This is a genomic window from Cupriavidus sp. FW306-1B-F12B (assembly GCF_058781795.1).
Genome location: NZ_JBYSXC010000001.1, coordinates 23,636 through 44,128 on the forward strand (window position 1 = coordinate 23,636; position 20,493 = coordinate 44,128).

Consider the following 20,493-nt stretch of genomic DNA (forward strand, 5'->3'; position numbering starts at 1 on the left):
TTTGAGAATGCGCGTCAAAGCGCGCGACTTCTTCGAGCAGCATCGGCATCCCCATCGCCAACGCCATCGTGTTCCACGGGAGTACGTTCTTGAACAACGACTCGGCGGTAACGGTGCAGCCATCCGGTGCACGCTGGATGAAGTCGAACAGGTTGTACGGATGCGGACCATGGTGGCCGCCACCGATGCCGATGCAGGTCAGGTTCAGCGGGCCCTTGTAGACCCCCTTGCGCACCATGCGGTCCAGCGTTTCGAGCGCATGCAGGAATAAACGTGCGCACGCTGCAACGCCAGCTCGAAAGCGCCGGAGAGGTCTTCTCCGACATGGTCAATGGCGTAAGGCGCGATCTCGTCATCCACTACATGGAGAACGGAAGCCTCTCGCTGGGACGCATTGCCGAGTCGCTCGGATACTCCGCTTATGGCTCGTTTTTCCGTTGGTTCACTGCGCAGTTCGGGATGACGCCGACGCGGTGGCGCGACACTAAACCAGCAGACAGGGGAAGGTGCGGCAAATAGCCGTTGTTGGAGACCGCAAAATCGGGGGCAACGACGAAGTCTGCCGCGGAAACGCTGATGAGCCAGCTACAATGCGCGCATGGATTCCGATCCTCGGTGCGAGGATCCGATCTCCGAAAAAGCTATTGGGACTTCGTTGTGGGCAGGGGGCGGTGACTGAGTGGCTCCGAGTGTGGGGCACAGCTGCGGCAAAGGGACGCCCGGGTTTCCTCCGCCAGAGCCACCGTGCCTACATCACGCGCCCGAACCACCACAACGACAGCAGCCCCGCACACGTGGCCAGCAACGCCCCCAGCGCGGCGAAGAACGCAGTAATTTCCACCTGTTCGCGCTTGCCAAATGCCAGCCGCATATTGAGCGCCCGGTACACCTTTTTCAGTTGCGCGGCATTCTCAAGCGGGAAGTACTCTGCCCCTGTTGCATTGGCGACTTCCTTCAATACCTTCTCATCCAGCCTGACGCGCGCCGACCAGCCATCGACCGAGAGCACCACGCCGTCGGTCGTGCCAACCCCGACGGTATAAACGCGCACGCCGTGCGCGGCGGCAAGCTGCGCCGCCTGCGTCGCGGCCGGGCCGGTGTTGCTTTCACCGTCGGAAAACAGGACGATCGCCCCGGAGGGATAAGAGCCGGGCGTCACGGCTTCGCCGCTGCGGGATGCGTCCGGCTTTTGCAGCGGCGTGGTGTCGCCGTTCATGAGGCGCTCGGCGTCACCAGCCGTCTGCGGCAGCAGCGTCGTCAGCGCGATGAGCAGGCCATTGCCCAGCGCGGTGCCGCCTTGCGGCTTGAGGCGGTCGATCGCCGTGGCCGCGGCATCCTTGCTGCGGCTGGGCGCCTGTGCCACGGCGGCGGTGCCGGCCATTGCGACTACTCCTGCGCTGACGCCCGCGGGCAGTGTGTCGAGCAGAACCTTGGCCGCTTGCTGGGCGGCGCGGATGCGGCTGGGCTGGATATCCTGCGCGCGCATGCTGCCGGACAGATCGATGACCACGACCACGGTCTCGATGTGCGAGGGCAGCAGCATCACTGCCTGGGGTCGGGCGATGGCGAGGGTCAGCGCGGCCAGGGCCAGCAGGAGCAGCATGGGCGGCACGTGGCGGCGCAAGGTCGCGCCGCCCCTGATGGCAACGCCGACGGATTTCAGGGTGGGAGAGTGCACCGTGGCGTGGCGCCGGCGCCTGTCGAGCCATAGGTAGCCAGCGGACAGCACGAGGACGAGCGCGAGCAACCACAGCATGCCTGGCCACAGGAAGCTGAAGACGGGTAGCCGGCTTATGGCATCGGTCATGCTGCCTCCTTGGGCCCGTTCTCCTGCTTTGCTGGCGCAGCGGCCCCTCGACGATGGCGGCGCCGGCGGGTGAAGTGCAGCAGGGCCAGGTCCAGGCGGGCGTAGGTCGACAGCGTCAGGCACGCCACGCCGGCCTTGGTGAAGGCCAGGCGCAACTCGTCCTCGCGCGCCTGGGCGGCGGCGGCGAAGCGTTTGCGGAAGGCCGGGTCGTGCGTGTCGACGAACATCTGCTCCGCGGTTTCGGCATCCTGCAGCACGACCAGGCCCAGGTCGGGCAAGGCCATCTCCAGCGGGTCGACCAGCCGCACGGCGACGACCTCATGGCGCCGGGCCAGCATTTGGAGCGATGCCTGCCAGCCCGGGGCGCTGATGAAGTCGGAGACCACGAACAGCACCGATCGATGTTTCGCGACCGCCCGTGCGCGCTCCAGCAGGTCGCGCAAGCGGGTGTCGCCCGGCGACGCGGCCGGTGTGGCATGCATGCGGTCGAGCAGGTGCAGCAGGTGCCGGCGCCCCGAGCGCGCCGGCACCACCGACGCGCCCGCGTCTGTGGCCCCGCCGTAGAGCAGGGCGCCGACCCGGTTGCCATAGCGCGTCAGCAGCAGCGCCATGACGGTGGTGAAGTCGCTCAACAGGTCGCGCTTGCTCACGCTGCCGGAGCCGAAACCGACCGATCCGCTCAGGTCCAGCAGGAACCAGACGGAGACCTCCCGGTCTTCCTGGTACTCACGCACGTGCGGTGTCTGCAGCCGCGCCGTCACGTTCCAGTCGATGTGCCGCACGTCGTCGCCGGGGCGGTATTCGCGCAGGTCGGCAAGATCCAGCCCAAAGCCGCGGAACAGCGTGCGGTAGTCGCCCTGCAGCAGGCCATCGAGGCGGCGCACCACGGTCCATTCCAGGCGGCGCAGCAAGGCCTCGGTCTGCCTTGGGTCGACGCTGGCCAGCGCCGTGCCGGCGGGTGTGCTGCGGGGTGCGGCTTCCGGGCCGCTCCGGCGCCTATTGCGCAGGCGCCCGAACATGGGATTCCAATGGGCGCTCCGGGACCGGCAGCGCCTGCAGGATGCGGGTGACGAGCTGGTCGGCAGTCACGCCGTCGGACATGGCCTCGTACGAGAGCACCAGGCGGTGGCGCAAGACATCCGGCACGAGGTCGACCACGTCTTCGGGCAGCGCATAGTGCCGGCGGCGCAGGAACGCCAGGGCGCGCGCGCCTTCGATCAGGCCGATGGTGGCGCGGGGGCTGGCACCGAACGCTATGTATCGATCCAGGTCCTCCAGCCCGTAGCCTCCCGGCTTGCGGGTGGCCGCCACCACGCGCACTGCATACTGGAGCAGGCTCGGATCCACATAGATCCTGCCGCATTCGTCCTGCAGGCTTGCCAGGCGCTCCGGCGTCGCGATGGGGCTCACGCTGATGCTGGGGCCGGTGACACGGTTGACGATGACGGCCTCCTCCTCCTCGCTGGGATAGCCCACCAGGACCTTCATCAGGAAACGGTCGACCTGCGCCTCAGGCAAGGGGTAGGTGCCTTCCGTTTCTATCGGGTTCTGCGTGGCCATGACGAGGAAGGGCGTGGGCACCAGATGGGACTCGCCGGCGATGGTGACCTGCTTCTCCTCCATCACTTCCAGCAAGGCGCTCTGCACCTTGGCCGGCGCGCGGTTGATCTCGTCGGCCAGCAGCAGGTTGGCGAAGACCGGACCCCGCACGGTGGAGAACTCGCCCGTGCCCTGGTTATACATGCGCGTGCCTATCAGGTCGGCCGGCAGCAGGTCAGGCGTGAACTGGATGCGCTTGAAGGAGCCGCTCATGGTCCTGGCCAGCGTCTTGACGGTCAGCGTCTTGGCCAGGCCCGGCACGCCTTCCACCAGCAGGTGGCCACCCGCAAGGATCGCCACCAGCACCCGTTCGAGGAAGTGGTCCTGCCCCACCACCACGCGCTTCACCTCATACAGCAGGCGTTCCATCAACTCGGCGCTGTCCACTGCGCCCCTGGTTTGGTCGTTCATAGGCCCCCGCGATTAGAAAGGAGAGGATCCGATGGAAGCGCCGGCGCTTTCGATGGTGACAGCAAAGCCGATGCCGAGGAAAGTGCCGCTCTGGTTGGGGTTGAGGATGGCGGTGACGATCCCTACCACCTCGCCATCCAGATTCACCAGCGGTCCGCCGGAGTTGCCCGGATTGGCGGCGGCGTCGAACTGGATGAGCTTGTCCAGGTCCCGCTTGCCGTCCGGCAAGACGAACCTGCGGTCGAGCCCCGACACCACGCCGGCAGACACCGACGGGCCGATGCCGAACGGAAAGCCGACCGCGACGACTTCAGTGCCGGGCGCGAGGTTCCGGCTGGAACCGAGCGTCGCCGGCGGCAGGTCGTCGGGGATGGAACTGGGCCGGATCACGGCTAGGTCTTTCTCCGGGAACGCCTGCACCACCGAGGCCTCGGCCGTGTGGCCGTCGTGGAACCTGACCTCCAGGCGCAGGGCGTCGGCGACGACGTGGTAACTGGTGAGAATGATGCCGCTTTCGGTCACGACCACCCCCGAACCGATGTGGCGGGCTGTGCGCTTGCCGCCGGACTCGCCTTTGCCGCCAGGTGGGTCGCCTTTGGCGAGTTCATCGCCCGAGGGCGGCGGGGATAGCGGGGGCGATTCGGGAGGTGCTTTGCGGCGTGTGGCAGGGGAATCACGCTTGGCGTGGGGGGCGGATGCCGCTTTCTTCGGCTTGTCCGCAGCCTTTTCGGCTGGCGCATAGCTGCGAACTTCCACCACCGACTCGCGAACCGCCTCTGCCGCCCTGGCTGTGCGCGAAGGCAGACGCTTGGTTTCCAGCGTGTGCAGCACGGCGGAGTCGATGTCGGCTTGCTTGAGGACGCGCGGCGTCGGCTGCAACAGCCAGGCAGAGCCCACGACTGCCGCGAGCACCAGCGCCACCGCTGCCGAGACCCATCCGTAGATCGTTACCCGTCTCATTCCGCCCCCGAGGTCCCGTCCCGCCGTGAAAAATACAGTACCATCGTCTTACCCACGCGCCAAGGAGCAGGTGCATGCAGTTTCTCTGGCCGCAAATGCTCTGGCTGTTGCTCGCGCTGCCCCTGCTGGCAGCCGCTTACCTGTACCTGATTGCGCGGCGCAAGAAAATCGCGCTGTTATACGCCAGCCTTGCGCTGCCGCGCGCCGCCCTGGGCCCTCGCCAACGGCTGCGGCGTCACATTCCGCCGCTGCTCTTCCTGCTCGCGCTGGGCGCGGCCCTGCTGGCTTGCGCCCGTCCTACTGCGACGATCACGCTGCCGTCCGACACCATCACCCTGGTGCTGGCCATGGACACCTCCCGCAGCATGGCGGCGACCGACGTTGCACCCACCCGCATCGGCGCATCCAAGCAGGCTGCCCGGGATCTCATCGTCGGGCTGCCGGCCAGCGTGCGCCTGGGCATGGTCTCTTTTGCCGCCACCGCGACCGTGGTGCTGCCCCCCACCGACAACCGGCAGGACATGCTCGACGCAATCGATCGCTTCCAGCTCCAGCTCGGCACGGCGACCGGCAGCGGGCTGATCCAGGCGCTGGCAGTGTTGTTCCCCGACGATGGCATCGACCTGGAAGCCATCCTTTTCAGCGGCGAGTCGCTCGCACCCGGGCCCGGCGGCAGATCGCTGACAGAGGCCGCCGCGGCGGATGCCGTCCGCAAGCGCGAACAGGAACGGCCGGCGGCGCAGCCCGGCTCGTATCGGCACGGTGCGGTGATCCTGCTCAGCGATGGCCGCCGCACCACCGGCCCGGACCCGCTGGACGCCGCGCGCATGGCCGCCCAGCGCGGCGTGCGCGTCTATACGGTGGGCTTCGGTACGCCGCAGGGCGGAGCCGCGGCAGAGTCGGGCCTGTCTTACTACATGCAGCTCGATGAACCCGCCTTGCGGGCGGTAGCGGCGATAACGAACGGCGAGTACTTCCAGGCAGGCTCGGCTGCGGACCTGAGCCAGGTGTATCGCCAGCTCAGCGCCCGCTTCGCGCTCGAGCGCAAGGAAACCGAGATCAGTGCATTGTTCTCGGCAGCAGCGGTCCTGCTGCTGGGGGTGGCATGCGGGCTCTCGATGCTGTGGTTCCGGCGGTGACCTGAAGCACGGTAGTCCCCCCGATCGGCGGCGAAGCGAACCAGCGCCAGGAAATGGCAAAGTGGCTGCACCGTTCCCAGTGCGAATCGTCCGACTTCTAGCGGCCTTCTTCGACAAGTCCATGCACTTCAACGGTGGCAGAATGGCTTGTGTCCGCTTTCCCGTCACAGCTTTGACGGAGAGACGCGCCACGCGAGGCTGACGACATTGTGCTGACCCTTACAGATGTCTCCAAGACATACAACGGCGCCCGACCGCGCACGGTTCTCCACGGAGTCAGTCTTGCGCTGGACGCCGGCGAATTTGTCGCCGTCATGGGCGAATCGGGCGTGGGCAAGTCAACGCTGCTCCACCTGATCGCCGGTCTGGATCGGCCCGACAGTGGCCGCATCCAGTTCGACGGACAGGATCTGGGCAAGCTGGACGACGATGCCGCAACCTTGCTCAGGCGTCGCAAGCTGGGGTTCGTGTTCCAGGCCTTCCACGTGCTGCCGAATTTGAGCGCGGCGCAGAACGTGGCGCTGCCGCTGCTGTTGAACGGCCTCGAGCGAAAAGGGGCGTCGGCGCGCGTTGCCGAGATGCTCGCCGCGGTTGGGCTTGAGGGGCGCGAGGACAGTCTGCCGCGCGAGCTTTCCGGCGGGGAGTTGCAGCGGGTGGCGATTGCGCGTGCCCTGGTACACCGTCCAATGCTGCTGCTGGCGGATGAGCCGACTGGCAACCTTGATCACGAGACGGCCGCGCGGGTGCTGAGCCTGCTGCGCGAACTGGTCAACGCAAACGGCACGGCCGCGATTATCGTCACGCATTCGGCAGTGGCTGCGGCGACGGCGGATCGCGTCTTGCAATTGACGCCAGGCGGATTGACGCCGCTGGGGCCACAGCCGCCGATGAGCGCGGCCGCCTAAGCCATGCGAACGCCGCGCTCACTCGGCCTTGCGCTACTCCCGGGCGAATTGCGCGCCCATCCCGGACGCGCCATCATCGGCATCCTTGCCGTGGCCATCGGTGTGGCAATGGGCTATGGCGTGCATCTGGTCAACCACGCTGCACTGGCGGAGTTTTCCCAGGCGGTGCGCTCCCTGATGGGGAATGCCGATCTGGAGATCCGCGGGCCGCGCATGGGCTTCGACGAATCGCTCTATCCGCGCATCGCGGGCCTGCCGGAGGTGGCGGCGGCCAGCCCCGTGGTGGAAGTCACTGCGCTGGTGCCGGGGCGCACCGGTGCGCTGACGCTGTTTGGCATCGATGTGTTCCGGGCGGCGCCTGTGACACCCAATCTGATCGGGCGGCCCGCCGAGGAGCGCGCGGGCAAGCTCGACGTTCTCGATCCCGACGCCGTGTTCCTTTCGCCGGCGGCGCTGAGCTGGCTCGATCTCAAGCCCGGGGACCCGCTCACCGTACAAGTCGGGCTGACCGCGCTTACGCTGCGTATTGCCGGCACGCTGCCGGCGGCGGGCGAGGGCCTGCGCCTGGGCGTGATGGATATCGGAGCAGCGCAGTGGCGCCTCGACCGGCTTGGCCTGCTGCAGCGGATCGACGTCAAGCTCAGGCCGGGAGTGGACACCGGCAACCTTGCGCAAGCGCTGGCCGCGCTGCTGCCGCCAGGGGTGGTGGCGGGTTCGCCGCAGGACAACGCGCGCCGGACTTCCAACCTGTCGCGCGCCTATCGGGTGAACCTGAACGTGCTTGCGCTGGTGGCGCTGTTCACAGGCGCCTTCCTGGTGTTCACGATGCAGGCTGTATCGGTGCTGCGGCGGCGCTCGCAGCTTGCACTGTTGCGCGCCCTCGGGGTGACACGCGGTGGTCTGCTGCGGCTGCTGCTGGCGGAAGGCGCGGCGCAAGGCACGCTCGGCGCGATGCTCGGCCTGGCGCTTGGCTTCGTCCTCGCCGCCGCGGTGCTCGGGTACGCGGGCGGCGATCTGGGCGGTGGCTACTTTGAAGGTGTAAAGCCCAGGGTCCGCTTCGACGCGCCGGCAGCGCTGATCTTCTTCGCGCTCGGCCTGTCGGCGGCGGTGCTCGGCAGTCTCGCACCGGCATGGGAGGCCGCCCGCGCGCGGCCGGCGCAGGCGCTCAAGGCGGGCGATGAGGAGACGCCGCTCAAGCGGCTACGCCCGCCGTGGACCGGGCTTGCTGCGATGGCAGCCGGGCTCGGGCTGACGCCACTGCGGCCGGTGGCGGATCTGCCGGTCTTCGGTTATGCAGCGATCGCGCTTCTGTTGGTGGGCGCCATCCTGCTGATGCCACGGCTGGCGCATCTTGTGTTCGGCTTGCTGCCCTCTTTGCGACAGGCTGTGCCGCAGCTTGCCCTGACCCAGCTCGCCGGCGCACCGGGCCGCGCCGCCATCGCCCTGGCCGGCATTGTCGCCAGCTTTAGCCTGATGGCCGCGATGGCGATCATGGTGTCAAGCTTCCGCATCTCGGTGGACGATTGGCTGCACAATGTCCTGCCGGCCGATCTCTATCTGCGTGCTTCGTCAAGCGGCGATAGCGCGTATTTCTCGCTTGACGACCAGGCGGCCATCGCCAGCCTCCGTGGCGTTGCGCGTGCCGAGTTTCTACGTTCGAACCAGATCCTGCTTGATCCCGAGCGTCCCCCCGTCACGGTCATTGCCCGGCCGATCGACCCGCGCAATCCGGGCGCGCGGCTGCCGCTGACGGCTGCGCCCGTCGCGGCGCAGCCGGGTGATCCGCCGGCGGTATGGGTCAGCGAGGCGATGGTCGACCTCTATGGCTTCCGCCCGGGGCAACGTATCACGCTGCCGCTGCAGGGCCGGCCCGTCGCCTTCCTGGTGGGCGGCGTGTGGCGCGATTACGCACGCCAGCACGGTACGGTGGTGATCAGCCAGGACGATTATCGGCGGCTCACGGACGAGCTGCGTGTCACTGACGTCGCCCTGTGGCTGGAGCAGGGCACGGGCCCGGCGCAGGTCAAGGAGAGTCTGCGCCAGCGCGTCGCCGGCGGTGAACACATTACATTCTCCGAGCCTGGCGAGATTCGCGCCATCACCCTGAAAATCTTCGACCGCAGCTTCGCAGTGACCTACCTGCTGGAGGGCATAGCGGTCGTGATCGGGCTATTCGGCATCGGCGCCAGTTTCAGCGCGCAGGCCCTGGCGCGCGCGCGCGAATTCGGCATGCTGCGGCATCTCGGCTTCATGCGTTGGCAGATCGGCGCGATGCTGGCACTGGAGGGCGCGTTACTCGCTCTGCTTGGCGTGGTAGCCGGTCTTGCGCTGGGATGGGTCATCGCGGTCATCCTGGTTCACGTTGTCAATCCGCAGTCGTTCCACTGGACCATGAGCTTGCATGTGCCTTGGGTATTCCTGGCCCAGGTGGCAAGCGCGGTGGTGGCGGCGGCCTCGCTGGCTGCGCTGGCGAGCGGGCGGCAGGCGATGTCGCGTAGCGCCGTGCGCGCGGTTCTGGAGGATTGGTGAAGAGGCGCTCATTCCTGCTGTTGTTGCCGGGTTCCGGCGTGGCGGCCGCGGCGCTGGGCGCAGCGCCCGCTTATCCGCCAGTCGCCGCAGGCCGAACCCTGGCCTTCCCGCGCGACCACGGCGCGCACCCCGACTATCGCACCGAATGGTGGTATGCCACCGGCTGGCTGCAGACGCAGGCAGGAGCGCCGCTCGGCTTCCAGGTTACGTTCTTCCGCTCGCGCCCGCAGTTTGACCAGGCCAATCCAAGCCGCTTCGCGCCGCAGCAACTGCTGTTCGCCAATGTCGCACTGAGCGATCCCGTGGCCGGCAAGCTCCAGCACGACCAGCGTGCGGCGCGCAGCGGCTTCGGCCTGGCGCTTGCCGATACTGCCGATACCGATGTGTACATCGGCAACTGGTCGCTGCACCGAGAGACCACGGGGCGCTACCGAGCCAGATTTCCCGCGCGGGATTTCACCCTCGATCTGACAATGGAGCCAACCCAACGGCTGCTGCTGCAGGGCGAACGGGGATACAGCCGCAAGGGCCCGCTGGCGGCCCAGGCGAGCTATTACTACAGCCAGCCGGGGCTCAAGGTGAGCGGCACCCTGGAGCGGCGCAGCCTGCAGGAAACCGTGCACGGCAGCGCCTGGCTGGATCACGAATGGTCGTCGACCTTGCTGGCCGACGAGGCCGTCGGCTGGGACTGGCTCGGCCTCAACCTCGATGACGGCGGCGCGCTGATGGCCTTCCAGATCCGGGACAAGGCGGGGCGCAAGTTCTGGGGAGGCGGCACGCTGCGCGGCAGCGACGGTCGCGTCCAGGTACTGGCTCCCGAAGAGGTCAATTTCATGCCGGCACGCCGTTGGCGCTCGCCTCATACCGGCACGAGCTATCCGGTTGCCATGCGGTTGAGGGCAGGCGATCTCGCGCTCGAACTGGTACCGCTGATGGATGATCAGGAACTCGATAGCCGCGCGAGCACCGGCGCGGTCTATTGGGAGGGCGCGGTGACGGCGTTGCGGGGAGGCAAGGCGGTCGGACGGGGCTACCTCGAACTGACCGGGTATTTCCAGCGCCTCAATCTTTGACTTGAGGCCCGCCCCGGGTAATTGGGAGCGGCCGGTCGGAGTGCCCGCCCGCCGCTTCGCTCGGCGATCCACACGATTTCCCTCAACCGCAAGATTCTCGCCACACCCCCTCTTTGGTGGGACCTTCTCCAGAGGAAAGCCGATTGCCCTGCTATTTCCGTCACGCTATGATGATTTTCAAATAGCGCGCCGCGTGCTCCCTACTCGTTGGTGATTGCGGGCAGCGTAAAGAAAAGTGCCGCCGGGCAATGGAGGGGTCAATTGGTAAAGGACGACTACAAGCACTGGAGACGCCGGTGGCTGCGGTGGCACTCGCGGTCTCTGCTGGCAAGCGCACTCGTATTGCAGCGAAGTGAGTGTGATGCCTACCTTAACCAGATGCTGAGGGCATACCTTGCCTACGGCGACTTCACCGAAAACGAAGTTGATTTCATTTTTCGGCGAGTCTCCCACGGCGTACGGAAGCTCGGGTCAAACCTGGATGCATCAGTCTTTGCCCGGCGTGCCCAGGCGCGAATCCGAGCCCATGGGCTTAGACTGATGACGGACGCATCCGAGGTCTTCGGCTAGGACCTAGCGGGAAAGGGAGTGACTGCTCGTCGATGTTGGCCGGATGGGACGCGCCAACGCGAGTATAGTCATGAATTGCGCTCGCGCGGGCTTGCGTGTTGGAGAGTTCCCGCACGAGCGCTAGCGCAGTGCGCACCGCACGCTGCCTACAGGAGCTCCCCATCGCATTGTGCCGCATTGCGCTCCAGCATGACTTCGCAGGCCCGCTTCTCCGTCCGTTTGTTTGGCGAGTTCCAGCTCGACGGCGCTGGCGCGCCCCTGTTTAACGCAAACTCCCCCCGCTTGCAGGCGCTGCTCGCCTGCCTTGTCCTGCATCGCGACGCACCGCAGACGCGGCAGCAGCTCGCCGTACTGTTCTGGCCTGATTCCTCGCAGGCGCAGGCGCGCAATGCCCTGCGCCAACTGCTGTTTCAGCTGCGCAAGACCTGGCCGGAGGCAGATCAGTTTGTCCATGCCGATGCGCAAACGGTGCGATGGCTGCCCGATTCGCCGCTTGACCTCGATGTAGCGCAGTTCCAGTCCGCGCTTGCGGCTGCGGCCAGGGCCTCGAGGCACGGCGACGCAGGCGCTGAAGAAGCGCTGCTGACGCATGCCGCCGATCTCTATCGCGGTGACCTGCTGGCCAACTGCTATGACGAGTGGATCCACCCTGAGCGCGAAAGGTTGCGCGAACAGTGCATCACGGCGCTCGCGCGCCTCGGTCAACTGAGTGAAGACCGGCGCGACTATGCAAAGGCGTTGAAGTACACACTGCAGTTGCAGCGGCTCGACCCGTGCCGCGAACCCACCTGCCTGGCGCTGATGCGCCTGCACGCGCTGAACCACGATCACGCATCGGCCATGCGCGCCTATCGTAGCTGTGTGGAAACGCTCGCGCGCGAATTGGGCGTCCTGCCCGGCGACCCCATGCGCGAGGCCTATGCGCGGTTGGCTGCGCAGGCTGCGTCAATGCAGCGCCAACGCCCTCGGGATGCGATGCTGCCAATGATTGGCCGGCATGGCGAATGGCGCCGGCTGCTTGAAGTCTGGCAGCGTACCCAGCTGGGCGACAAGCAGTTTGTCCTGATCCTGGGCGAAGCCGGCATCGGCAAATCGCGCCTGGCGGAGGAACTGCTGGTCCATCTGGCCGAGCAAGGCATCACCGTGGCGCATTCGCGCGCCTATGCGGCCGAGGGACGGCTCGCGTTTGCACCGGTGACCGGCTGGCTGCGCAGCCCTGCCCTGAGTGGTGCGATCGGCAAGCTCGACAAACTGTGGCTGACCGAGGTCACGCGCCTGTTGCCGGAATTCCTCACGCAGCAATCCGGACTGTCGCCGCCGTCGCCTCTTACCGAATACTGGCAACGCCAACGGTTTTTCGAGGCGCTTGCGCGAGCGGTGCTTGCACAAGGCGGGCCGCTGCTACTGCTGCTCGACGACCTGCAATGGTGCGACGGCGAGACGCTCGAATGGCTGCGCTTCCTGATGCGTTTCGACGCGGCGGCAAGGCTTATGGTGGTCGCAACGGCGCGCCCCGAGGAAATCATGCCGCTGCACGCGGCGAACCGGCTGCTGGACGCACTACGCCGCGACGACCAGTTCATCGAGATCTCATTGGGGACACTGGACGCCGCCGAAACGGCAAAGATAGCGGCCCAGATCCTGGACCGGCCGCTGGCCGACACGGAGGCAACCCGGCTGTTCGAAGAGAGCGAGGGTAACCCGCTGTTTGCGGTCGAAATGATGCGGGCCCGCTCCGACACCATGCCGGTCGGGGACGCACAGGGCGGCATGGCGTCGAAGTTGCCGCCCAAGGTTTACACCATCATTTCGAACCGGCTGGCACAGCTTCCTCCGGGCGCCCGCGAAATCGTCGGGGTTGCTGCAATCATTGGACGGGCGTTCACGACCGACATCCTCGCCCAGGCAGGCGACCTCGGCGAGGATGCCCTGGCAGGCGCGCTGGACGAGCTGTGGCAGCGGCGCATCGTGCGCCAGACCGACGGTGGCGGCCTGGCGTTTGACTTCAGCCATGACAAGATCCGCGACGTGGCATACGCCGACGTGAGTCCGCTACAGCGCCGCCGCCTGCATTTGCGCGTGGCGCGAGCGCTCGAGCAGGCGTCAGGCGATGCGCCCGACGCGGCAAGCGCGCAGATCGCCTCGCACTATGAGCGGGCGGGCCTGCCAGCCCAGGCGGCGGCGTTCTATCGGCGCGCGGCCGGCGTTGCGCAGAGTGTGTATGCCTATGACGATGCCATTGCATTGCTGACGCGCGGGCTGGTGCAAGCGGACCGGATTGCCGATCCGCAGGAGCGCGCCAGTCAATCGCTGGCCCTGCAACTCGACCTGGCGCCACCGATTCGCATCGCCCGAGGCTGGGCGGCCCCCGAACTGGAGGCGCCGCTGCGACGCGCGGTGGAACTGAGCCGGCTGGCGGGTGACGCCAGTCAGCAAGCACGCGCCCAGGTCAGCCTTTCATTTTTCCTGGTAGTGAGGGCGGAACTTGCACAGGCACGTAGCCTGAGCGAGGAACTGATTGCGGGATTGGGGCCGCTGGGCTCCGGTACTTACTCGGTGATGGCATGGACCAGCGTCATGGGTAGTCTGGTCCAGCAAGGCGACTGGATGGCTGCCGAGCCCGCGTATCAACGCGCGCACCGCGCTTATGACGAGGCCCAGCACGCCGAGCATGCGTCCCTGATGGGCGGTAACTTCGGCGTGCTGGCCGCCGCGTGGTCGGCGCACGCATTGTGGTTCAGGGGGCTTGCCGATCAGGCCCTTCAGCGTGGACGCGAAGCGCTGGAGGTGGCGAACCGGGTAGCACACCCGTTCTCCCAGGCGCTCGCGCTGTCATATCTCGCGACGCAGCATGCGCTGCGACATGAGCACGGTCTCACGCTGCACTATGCCCGCCAGGCACACGAGATCGCCGAACAGTACCACGTAGGCTACTACCTTGCCTGGGCAGGCATATTGCTCGCCTGGGCGAACGCGAAACAGGCGCCCGGCGCCGACGCCGTGGTGGCGATGCAGGGGGCGATCGAGGGCTTTCACGCAACGGGCGCACGCCTGCGTCTGCCGCTGTATCTGGCCATGCTCGCTGAATGCCAGGGCGACGTAGGAGAGACCGAGGCTGCGTTGGCGGCTTTGGACCACGCGTTCGAATGCGTCGGGCGCACTGGCGAGCACTGGGTGGACGCCGAGCTGTACCGTCTGCGCGGTGAATTGCTGCTACGCAGCACCGCCAACCTCGCCGAAGCCGAGTCATCGCTGATCAAGGCGATCGAGATCGCCACAGCCCAGCACGCGCTACCGCTTGAGCTGCGTGCCACCCTGTCATTGACAACGCTGCGAACCTCGCAGGGGCGCGTCAATGCGCATGAGGTGGTCGAGGCGCCGCTTGCGCGATTCACCGAGGGCTTCGATCAGCCCGACATCGTCAAGGCGCGGGCGTTACTCGCGCGTTAGCTTCGGCTCGACCACTGCGCGCCGGTCGGGAGGCAGAATCCCTTTGTAACGGTTCACCTAACGCTTTCAAAACGCCGAGGTTGCTAAAACTCCTGCATACCAACCGGACAGGAGGCAACCATGGAAGCTTCATTGAGCGAACCCGTCGCAACCGCACTCAAGGCGCATTTTCGGGGACAACTGATTCAGCCGGGCGACGCGGCTTACGACCAGGCGCGTGCCGTCTACAACGGAATGATCGACAAGCGACCTGCGATCATCGCGCGCTGCGTCGATGTTGCGGACGTCATCGCGGCGGTGAACGCCGCGCGCGACGGCGGGATGCTGCTGGCCGTGCGTGGCGGCGCGCACAATGGCGCCGGGCTCGGCACATGCGATGGTGGACTGGTGATCGACCTGTCGACCATGAAGGGCGTGTTTGTCGATGCCGGACGCAAGACACTGCGGGTTGGCGGTGGCTGCACCTGGGGCGATGTGGATCACGCCGCCAGTGCCTACGGGCTGGCGACGCCGAGTGGCTTCATCTCGACCACCGGCGTGGGCGGACTGACGCTCGGCGGCGGCATCGGCTACCTCAGCCGCGCCTACGGCCTGACGATCGACAATCTGCTCAGCGCCGAGGTCGTTCTGGCCGACGGGCGCGTCGTCACAGCAAGCGAGGACGAAAGCGCCGACCTGTTCTGGGCGTTGCGCGGCGGCGGTGGCAACTTCGGCGTGGTGACGTCGTTCGAGTTCAAGGCTCATCCCGTAGCCACGGTCTATGGCGGCCCGATGCTGTGGCCGATGGAGCAGGCACGCGAGCTGATGACATGGTGGCGCGACTTCATCCTGAGTGCGCCGCAGGACATCAATGGCTGGTTCGGTTTCGTCACGGTGCCTCCCGCAGCGCCCTTCCCGGAGGAAATTCACCTGCAGAAGATGTGCGCAGTGGTGTGGTGCTACACCGGCCCGCTCGACCAGGCCGAAACGCATTTCCGTCCGATTCGCGAGGCCATGCCGCCGGCGGTGGACTTTGCCGGGCCAATACCCTGGCCTGTCCTGCAGGGCCTGTTCGACGGACTGTATCCGGCGGGCTTGCAGTGGTACTGGAAAGCGGACTTCGTCAGCGACCTGAGCGACAAGGCCATCGATCTGCACATCAAGTACGGGCAGCAGTTGCCGTCGATGCACTCGACCATGCACCTGTATCCGATCAATGGTGCAGCGCATCGCGCCGGCTGCGACGACACGGCCTTCAGCTACCGCGATGCCAACTTTGCCAGCGTGATTGTCGGCGTGGATCCCGACCCGGCCAACAACGATCGCATCGTGCAGTGGGCGAAGGACTACTGGCTGGCCCTGCATCCGCACTCTGCTGGCGGCGGCTACATCAACATGATGATGGACGAGGGCAATGACAACGTGAAGGCGTCCTATCGCGACAACTATGCGCGGCTGGCGGAGATCAAGCGCAAATACGACCCGGCCAACCTGTTTCGCGTGAATCAGAACATCAGGCCCGCCTGACGCACCACGCTTGCGACATGGGGCGCAGGTACCCCTTTCCAGAAGTCCGGCGCGACGCCGCTGCCACGTCGGATGGCAGCCGGTTCACGCCAGGCAACGGCTTGCACGGCAGAGGCGATCCCGTGCGGGCCGTACCGTTCCGTAGCTGATCGCCTGCACGAGGAGTGCCGTCGCGGCAACGCCGCCGACACCCTGTTGGAGATAGCAATGCATAAGACTCTTGCCAAGACCCTGCTTGCCGCTGCCGCACTTGCCGCCGGGCTCAGCCAGACCGCCCACGCCGGTGCCTATGCCGATGGGCTGGTCGTCGCCGCGCCGGGACACAGCGGCCAGCGCGACGCCTTTACCGATGGCGCGCACAGTCCGTCCACCGAGGCCACCATGCTGCCCGTGGTCGCGCATCAGGGCAGGTCCGTGTGCGCGGTCCGTGGCTTTGATCCGTACCTGGACGGCATGCGCAAGCCTGACCCTTACACCGATGGCGCCCGCATCAGCTCGCGCGATGGCTTCACCGACGGTGCGCGCAGCGATGCGCGCGACAGCGGGGAATGCTTGTCCTGAGCAGGGCAGGGCAACGGGGCGGTTGGTCTGGGCCTGCTCCGTTGCCCAGGCGCGGGAAAATGCGCCATGACTTGGGCTTGCCCCGATATGACGCAACCCTGCCGTCAGGCAACCGAGTCCCGATCGACAGGGGGGTAGTCAAATCGCATTGCAATGTTCGGTGCTTTGCCATTTGGGGTAAACGTATTATGTAACGCCACTCGTGCGGTTATACTCCGCGCTTCACTCACAACTATGAATAACCAAACATGGTCGCAACAACTAAAACGACACGGGTAAGTGCAACTGCCAAGGGCAAACCTGCCGCAAAGAAGGTGGCCGTGCCGACGAAAAAGGCCAGCGTGCTTGCCCGCGAGGCACAGGCAGCGAAGAAGCGCTTGCTGAAGCTGCGCGCCGACACGAAGAAGGCAATTGAAGCGGCAAAGCGCGAGGTTGCCCAGGCAGCGGAAGCCGCAAAGGCCGCGGCCCGCTTTGAAAAGCAAGCCGCAAAGGACAAGCTCTTGGCAAAGAAGGCCAAGGCTGCAGGCGCCAAGAAGGCGACGGGCAATAAAGCTGCCGTAACGAAAGCAGTCGCGAAAAAGGCCGCACCCGCTACTAAGGGCAAGGTCGCCGCGAAAGCAGGCCCGAAGGCGGTCGCAGTGAAATCCGTGACGAAAAAACGGGCTTCGGCGAAGAAAGTGGTTCCGGCTGTAGCGTCGCCTGAAGCGTCGGCGTGATCCTTGCCTCGGCTGGTAACGCGATGTCGCCAACCAGCCGATTGATGCAAGATGGGGGTACTGCTGAGAAAAGCTGAGGCCGACGAACCTTGTGCTGACGGCTTTACCCCTTCCAATTGGGCCTCTAGCTCATGCCTGGTTAGCGCAGCGGACTCATAATCCGTTGGTGCCGTGTTCAACTCACGGGAGGCCCACTATTCACCACCAGCCTGGCAAAACTCCGTCCCTCATGTCGCGTGGATCGCCGGCGGGTAAAGTGAGCCCAGATTGAAGAGGCCCGCGCGAATGAGGTCGCAAGCGTGATCGAGCAAATTCGCGGCTTGATGACCCAGTGTGGTTCCTCACCCCGCATACGCGGGGGACCGCCTTAAATCCATTGGTCGTTCTCGACAGTCCGCTCGCACGTCACGTCGTCGCCTGGGTTCACCACACCTCGTGGCTCGACCCGCAGCAGCTTTCACCTCTGCGTTTGCACAGGGCTTTTGCCCGACTCGCCCTCCCGATGCTATTCCGGTCTCCGTAAGGATTGCCCCCGCACCTTAATTGATGCTCATTGTCCGCCACCTTATTCTTGGCTCAAAAGCAAGACTCAAAAATGGCGCCGACTTGAAGTATTCAAGCGAGGCCATATCCACCAAGGAGACGCATGTGACGGCCTACCCCTTCCACACCTTGCCGTAGCGGCGCATCACCTTCGGCAGTTCCCGCCGAGAACCAATCCCACGTCATTCCTACCAAGCGATGGGCGCCCCGGCGCGCCTGCCGCGACGGAGCCGCTATGTCGCAACACCTGATTTCCATTTCTGTCCTGGGGCTGATGTTCGTCATCGCCACGGTCCTGCCCATCAACATGGGCGCGCTGGCCTTTGTCGGCGCATTCCTGGTCGGCACGCTGGTTGCCGCCATGCCGGCCAAGGTTATCCTGGCCGGATTCCCCGCCGACCTGTTCCTGACGCTGGTCGGCATCACATACCTGTTCGCAGTGGCGCAGAACAATGGCACCATCGACTGGCTGGTGAGGCTTGCGGTACGCGCCGTGGGCGGCCGGATCGCGGCGATCCCGTGGATCATGTTCATGATCGCGGCGGTGCTGACCTCGGTCGGCGCGGTCAGCCCGGCAGCGGTCGCAATCATCGCGCCGATCGCGCTGGGGTTCGCCGCGCGCTACGGCATCAACCCGCTGCTGATGGGCCTGATGGTGATCCACGGTGCCCAGGGCGGCGGCTTCTCGCCGATCAGCATCTATGGCGGCATCACCAACAAGATCGTGCAGAAGGCGGGGCTGCCGCTGAACGAGATGGCGACGGCCTTTGCCAGCCTGGGTGTCAACCTTGCCGTGGCCGCGGGACTGTTCGTCGCATTCGGCGGCCTGCGCCTGATGCGGCAAGCGGCGCCGGCGGTGGCAGCGCCGCAGGCGGTCGCCGACGGTGTGCTGGCCATGGGCCATCCCTTCGGCGCCCACGCCGTGCCGGCACAGGGCGCGCAGATCTATGGCGATGCCGAGGCCGAGGCCGGCATGGAAGAGCGGAAGACGAGAGCGCGCGACCGCGGATCGATGTTCGAGGGCGATGCCGCCGGCACCGCCGAGGCGCCGGCCGGACTCTACCAGTACCTGACCGTGGCCGGCCTGGTGGCACTGGCCGTCCTCACGCTCTACTTCAAGCTCGATATCGGCTTCGTTTCGCTGACCATCGCGCTGGTGCTCACGCTGATGGCACCGGAGCTGCAGAAGCGCGCGCTGGGCCAGGTGTCGTGGCCCGAGATCATGCTGATCGTCGGCGTCAGCACCTTTGTGGGCGTGATGGACAAGATGGGCACGATCGATTTCGTCGGCCATAGCGTGGCCCACCTGACCTCGCCGCTGATGGCGGCGCTGCTGCTGTGCTTTGTGGGTGCGGTGGTGTCGGCGTTTGCCTCGTCGACCGCGGTGCTGGGCTCGCTGATCCCGCTTGCCGTGCCGTTCCTGCAGCAAGGCTCCGACGTCAGCGCGATCGGCTTTATCGCGGCGATGGCGGTGTCCTCGACGATCGTGGACGTAAGCCCGTTTTCGACCAATGGTGCGCTGGTACTGGCCAACGCCCAGGGCGTGGACCGGCAGGCTTTCTTCCGCAAGCTGATGATCTATGGGGCGCTGGTGACCGTGACCGCGCCGGTTGTGCTGTGGTTTATCTTTGTCGTGCTCTGAGTTCCGGTCGCGATGGCTCGGCCAAGCCAGCTAATCATGCGAACTGGCCGCCACGCGGCTAAGATGGAAGGCCGCCCCCACACCCGAGCCCAGAACCATGAGAATCCGCATTGGCGAAGAGATCACCTTCCGCAAACTCGAAGCCCTGCTGGCGTTCATGGAATCCGGCAACCTGGCCAAGGCGGCCGAGATCCTGGACACCAGCACGGTCAGCGTGCACCGTGCGCTGCACTCGCTGGAAGAGGGCACGAGCTGCGCGCTGTTCCGGCATGAGGGCCGCAACCTGATCCCGACCGATGCGGCCTATGTGCTGGCGGATACGGCAAGAGAAGTGCTCAAGGCCATGGCCGACGGCATCCGCGCCACGCGCGAGGCCGCCGGCTTTTCGGCCGACCAGCTCAAGATCGGCTCGCTCTACTCGCTGACGGTCCAGACCGTGCCCAGGATCGTGATCGGGCTGAAGCTGCGGCGCCCGGAATTGCAGACTGAACTGGTGCTGGGCTCCAATGCGGACCTTCTGCACAAACTCAAGCAGGGCTCTATCGATGCCACCTTGATGGCCGTGCCCGAGCCCGACCCGGAGATCGAGTCGATCCCGCTGTTCGAGGACGATATCTTCTTTACGGCGCCTGCCGACTCGCCCTACGCCTCCATGCCGGCGGTCGACCTGCGAGCCTGCCGCGACGAGCCGTTCGTGGCGTTGAGCGAGGGCTTCGTCACCTATCACGGCTTTGTCGAGGCCTTCCGTATTGCCCAATTCACGCCAAATGTGGTGATGAAAGTCGGCGATATCTTTTCACTGATGAACCTGGTGGGCGGTGGCATCGGCTACACGCTTCTGCCAGGGCGGGTGAAAGGGGTGTATTCGCGCAACGTGGCGTTCGTGCCACTGGCCGGCGAATACGACATCAAGCAGACCATCGGCCTGAGCTTCCTGCGCCGCCGCGAGCGCGATCCCAACCTGCTGGCGCTGGCCGCGGTGTGCCGCATGGCCATGCGCGACGCGGAGCCATAAGACGCCGAGGCTGGGTCCGGCCGCGCTTCAGGCCTTGCTTCCGGCCAGCGTAATGGTTCTCCGCCCA

Annotated in this window: 15 protein-coding genes, 1 tRNA gene and 1 pseudogene; 12 read left to right on the plus strand and 5 right to left on the minus strand. The window is 66.0% G+C overall.

The window, feature by feature from the left end; translation table 11 throughout:
• Nucleotides 1-46: 46 nt before the first annotated feature.
• Nucleotides 47-265 (minus strand): annotated as a pseudogene (locus AC3WLE_RS00110) (3-keto-5-aminohexanoate cleavage protein); the annotation flags it as partial.
• Nucleotides 266-273: 8 nt separating this feature from the next.
• Here AC3WLE_RS00110 and AC3WLE_RS00115 point away from each other — a divergent pair.
• Entirely contained in the window at nt 274-519 is a 246-nt protein-coding gene (locus AC3WLE_RS00115) for a helix-turn-helix domain-containing protein (protein WP_492316839.1), read from the plus strand.
• A 229-nt stretch (nt 520-748) separates the two neighbouring features.
• Here the strand turns inward: AC3WLE_RS00115 and AC3WLE_RS00120 are convergent, their stop codons facing one another.
• The 4 genes from AC3WLE_RS00120 to AC3WLE_RS00135 are packed head-to-tail and all read right to left on the minus strand — an operon-like array spanning nt 749 to nt 4,777.
• The gene (locus AC3WLE_RS00120) at nt 749-1,807 is read right to left on the minus strand and encodes a VWA domain-containing protein (RefSeq protein WP_492357167.1); all 1,059 of its coding nucleotides are present in this window, start codon (nt 1,805-1,807) and stop codon (nt 749-751) included.
• Complete coding sequence (locus tag AC3WLE_RS00125) at nt 1,804-2,826, minus strand: DUF58 domain-containing protein (protein WP_492316841.1); 1,023 nt, start codon at nt 2,824-2,826, stop codon at nt 1,804-1,806. Before AC3WLE_RS00125 ends, AC3WLE_RS00120 begins: the two co-directional genes overlap by 4 nt.
• Nucleotides 2,804-3,817, minus strand: a complete 1,014-nt coding sequence (locus AC3WLE_RS00130) for an AAA family ATPase (RefSeq protein ID WP_439669149.1) — start codon at nt 3,815-3,817, stop codon at nt 2,804-2,806. The genes AC3WLE_RS00125 and AC3WLE_RS00130 overlap by 23 nt, the downstream gene beginning before the upstream one ends.
• A 12-nt stretch (nt 3,818-3,829) precedes the next feature.
• A complete protein-coding gene (locus AC3WLE_RS00135) occupies nt 3,830-4,777 on the minus strand; it encodes a S1C family serine protease (RefSeq protein WP_492351021.1) in 948 nt (315 codons plus the stop codon).
• Nucleotides 4,778-4,851: 74 nt separating this feature from the next.
• Here AC3WLE_RS00135 and AC3WLE_RS00140 point away from each other — a divergent pair, with 74 nt between their 5' ends.
• The 11 genes from AC3WLE_RS00140 (at nt 4,852) to AC3WLE_RS00190 (ending at nt 20,426) form a co-directional block, all read left to right on the plus strand.
• Nucleotides 4,852-5,916, plus strand: coding sequence for a VWA domain-containing protein (locus AC3WLE_RS00140; RefSeq protein ID WP_492316843.1), 1,065 nt, complete (start codon nt 4,852-4,854; stop codon nt 5,914-5,916).
• Nucleotides 5,917-6,125: 209 nt separating this feature from the next.
• Nucleotides 6,126-6,821 (plus strand): ABC transporter ATP-binding protein, encoded by a 696-nt coding sequence (locus AC3WLE_RS00145; protein ID WP_492316844.1) that lies wholly within the window; start codon nt 6,126-6,128, stop codon nt 6,819-6,821.
• Nucleotides 6,822-6,824: 3 nt separating this feature from the next.
• Complete coding sequence (locus AC3WLE_RS00150) at nt 6,825-9,350, plus strand: FtsX-like permease family protein (protein WP_492357168.1); 2,526 nt, start codon at nt 6,825-6,827, stop codon at nt 9,348-9,350.
• Nucleotides 9,347-10,423, plus strand: coding sequence for a lipocalin-like domain-containing protein (locus tag AC3WLE_RS00155; protein ID WP_492357169.1), 1,077 nt, complete (start codon nt 9,347-9,349; stop codon nt 10,421-10,423). Before AC3WLE_RS00150 ends, AC3WLE_RS00155 begins: the two co-directional genes overlap by 4 nt.
• A 759-nt stretch (nt 10,424-11,182) precedes the next feature.
• Nucleotides 11,183-14,443, plus strand: a complete 3,261-nt coding sequence (locus AC3WLE_RS00160) for an AfsR/SARP family transcriptional regulator (RefSeq protein ID WP_492357170.1) — start codon at nt 11,183-11,185, stop codon at nt 14,441-14,443.
• A gap of 120 nt (nt 14,444-14,563) precedes the next feature.
• Entirely contained in the window at nt 14,564-15,949 is a 1,386-nt protein-coding gene (locus AC3WLE_RS00165; protein WP_492357171.1) for an FAD-binding oxidoreductase, read from the plus strand.
• 207 nt (nt 15,950-16,156) lie between these two features.
• Nucleotides 16,157-16,510: a hypothetical protein gene (locus AC3WLE_RS00170; RefSeq protein WP_492357172.1), complete on the plus strand. Its 354-nt coding sequence runs from the start codon at nt 16,157-16,159 to the stop codon at nt 16,508-16,510.
• A 248-nt stretch (nt 16,511-16,758) separates the two neighbouring features.
• Nucleotides 16,759-17,226: a fumarate hydratase gene (locus AC3WLE_RS00175; RefSeq protein ID WP_492316850.1), complete on the plus strand. Its 468-nt coding sequence runs from the start codon at nt 16,759-16,761 to the stop codon at nt 17,224-17,226.
• 118 nt (nt 17,227-17,344) lie between these two features.
• Nucleotides 17,345-17,420: transfer RNA gene (locus AC3WLE_RS00180), tRNA-Ile, on the plus strand.
• 584 nt (nt 17,421-18,004) lie between these two features.
• Complete coding sequence (locus AC3WLE_RS00185) at nt 18,005-19,411, plus strand: SLC13 family permease (RefSeq protein ID WP_492357173.1); 1,407 nt, start codon at nt 18,005-18,007, stop codon at nt 19,409-19,411.
• A gap of 97 nt (nt 19,412-19,508) precedes the next feature.
• Complete coding sequence (locus AC3WLE_RS00190; RefSeq protein ID WP_492357174.1) at nt 19,509-20,426, plus strand: LysR family transcriptional regulator; 918 nt, start codon at nt 19,509-19,511, stop codon at nt 20,424-20,426.
• Nucleotides 20,427-20,493 lie beyond the last annotated feature (67 nt).

What these genes read in the sequence shown, in the direction of transcription:
- AC3WLE_RS00120 (WP_492357167.1), bottom strand. Translation starts at nt 1,807, where the DNA reads ATGACCGATGCCATAAGCCGGCTACCCGTCTTCAGCTTCCTGTGGCCA.
- AC3WLE_RS00125 (WP_492316841.1), bottom strand. Translation starts at nt 2,826, where the DNA reads ATGTTCGGGCGCCTGCGCAATAGGCGCCGGAGCGGCCCGGAAGCCGCA.
- AC3WLE_RS00130 (WP_439669149.1), bottom strand. Translation starts at nt 3,817, where the DNA reads ATGAACGACCAAACCAGGGGCGCAGTGGACAGCGCCGAGTTGATGGAA.
- AC3WLE_RS00135 (WP_492351021.1), bottom strand. Translation starts at nt 4,777, where the DNA reads ATGAGACGGGTAACGATCTACGGATGGGTCTCGGCAGCGGTGGCGCTG.
- AC3WLE_RS00140 (WP_492316843.1), top strand. Translation starts at nt 4,852, where the DNA reads ATGCAGTTTCTCTGGCCGCAAATGCTCTGGCTGTTGCTCGCGCTGCCC.
- AC3WLE_RS00150 (WP_492357168.1), top strand. Translation starts at nt 6,825, where the DNA reads ATGCGAACGCCGCGCTCACTCGGCCTTGCGCTACTCCCGGGCGAATTG.
- AC3WLE_RS00160 (WP_492357170.1), top strand. Translation starts at nt 11,183, where the DNA reads ATGACTTCGCAGGCCCGCTTCTCCGTCCGTTTGTTTGGCGAGTTCCAG.
- AC3WLE_RS00165 (WP_492357171.1), top strand. Translation starts at nt 14,564, where the DNA reads ATGGAAGCTTCATTGAGCGAACCCGTCGCAACCGCACTCAAGGCGCAT.
- AC3WLE_RS00170 (WP_492357172.1), top strand. Translation starts at nt 16,157, where the DNA reads ATGCATAAGACTCTTGCCAAGACCCTGCTTGCCGCTGCCGCACTTGCC.
- AC3WLE_RS00175 (WP_492316850.1), top strand. Translation starts at nt 16,759, where the DNA reads ATGGTCGCAACAACTAAAACGACACGGGTAAGTGCAACTGCCAAGGGC.
- AC3WLE_RS00185 (WP_492357173.1), top strand. Translation starts at nt 18,005, where the DNA reads ATGTCGCAACACCTGATTTCCATTTCTGTCCTGGGGCTGATGTTCGTC.
- AC3WLE_RS00190 (WP_492357174.1), top strand. Translation starts at nt 19,509, where the DNA reads ATGAGAATCCGCATTGGCGAAGAGATCACCTTCCGCAAACTCGAAGCC.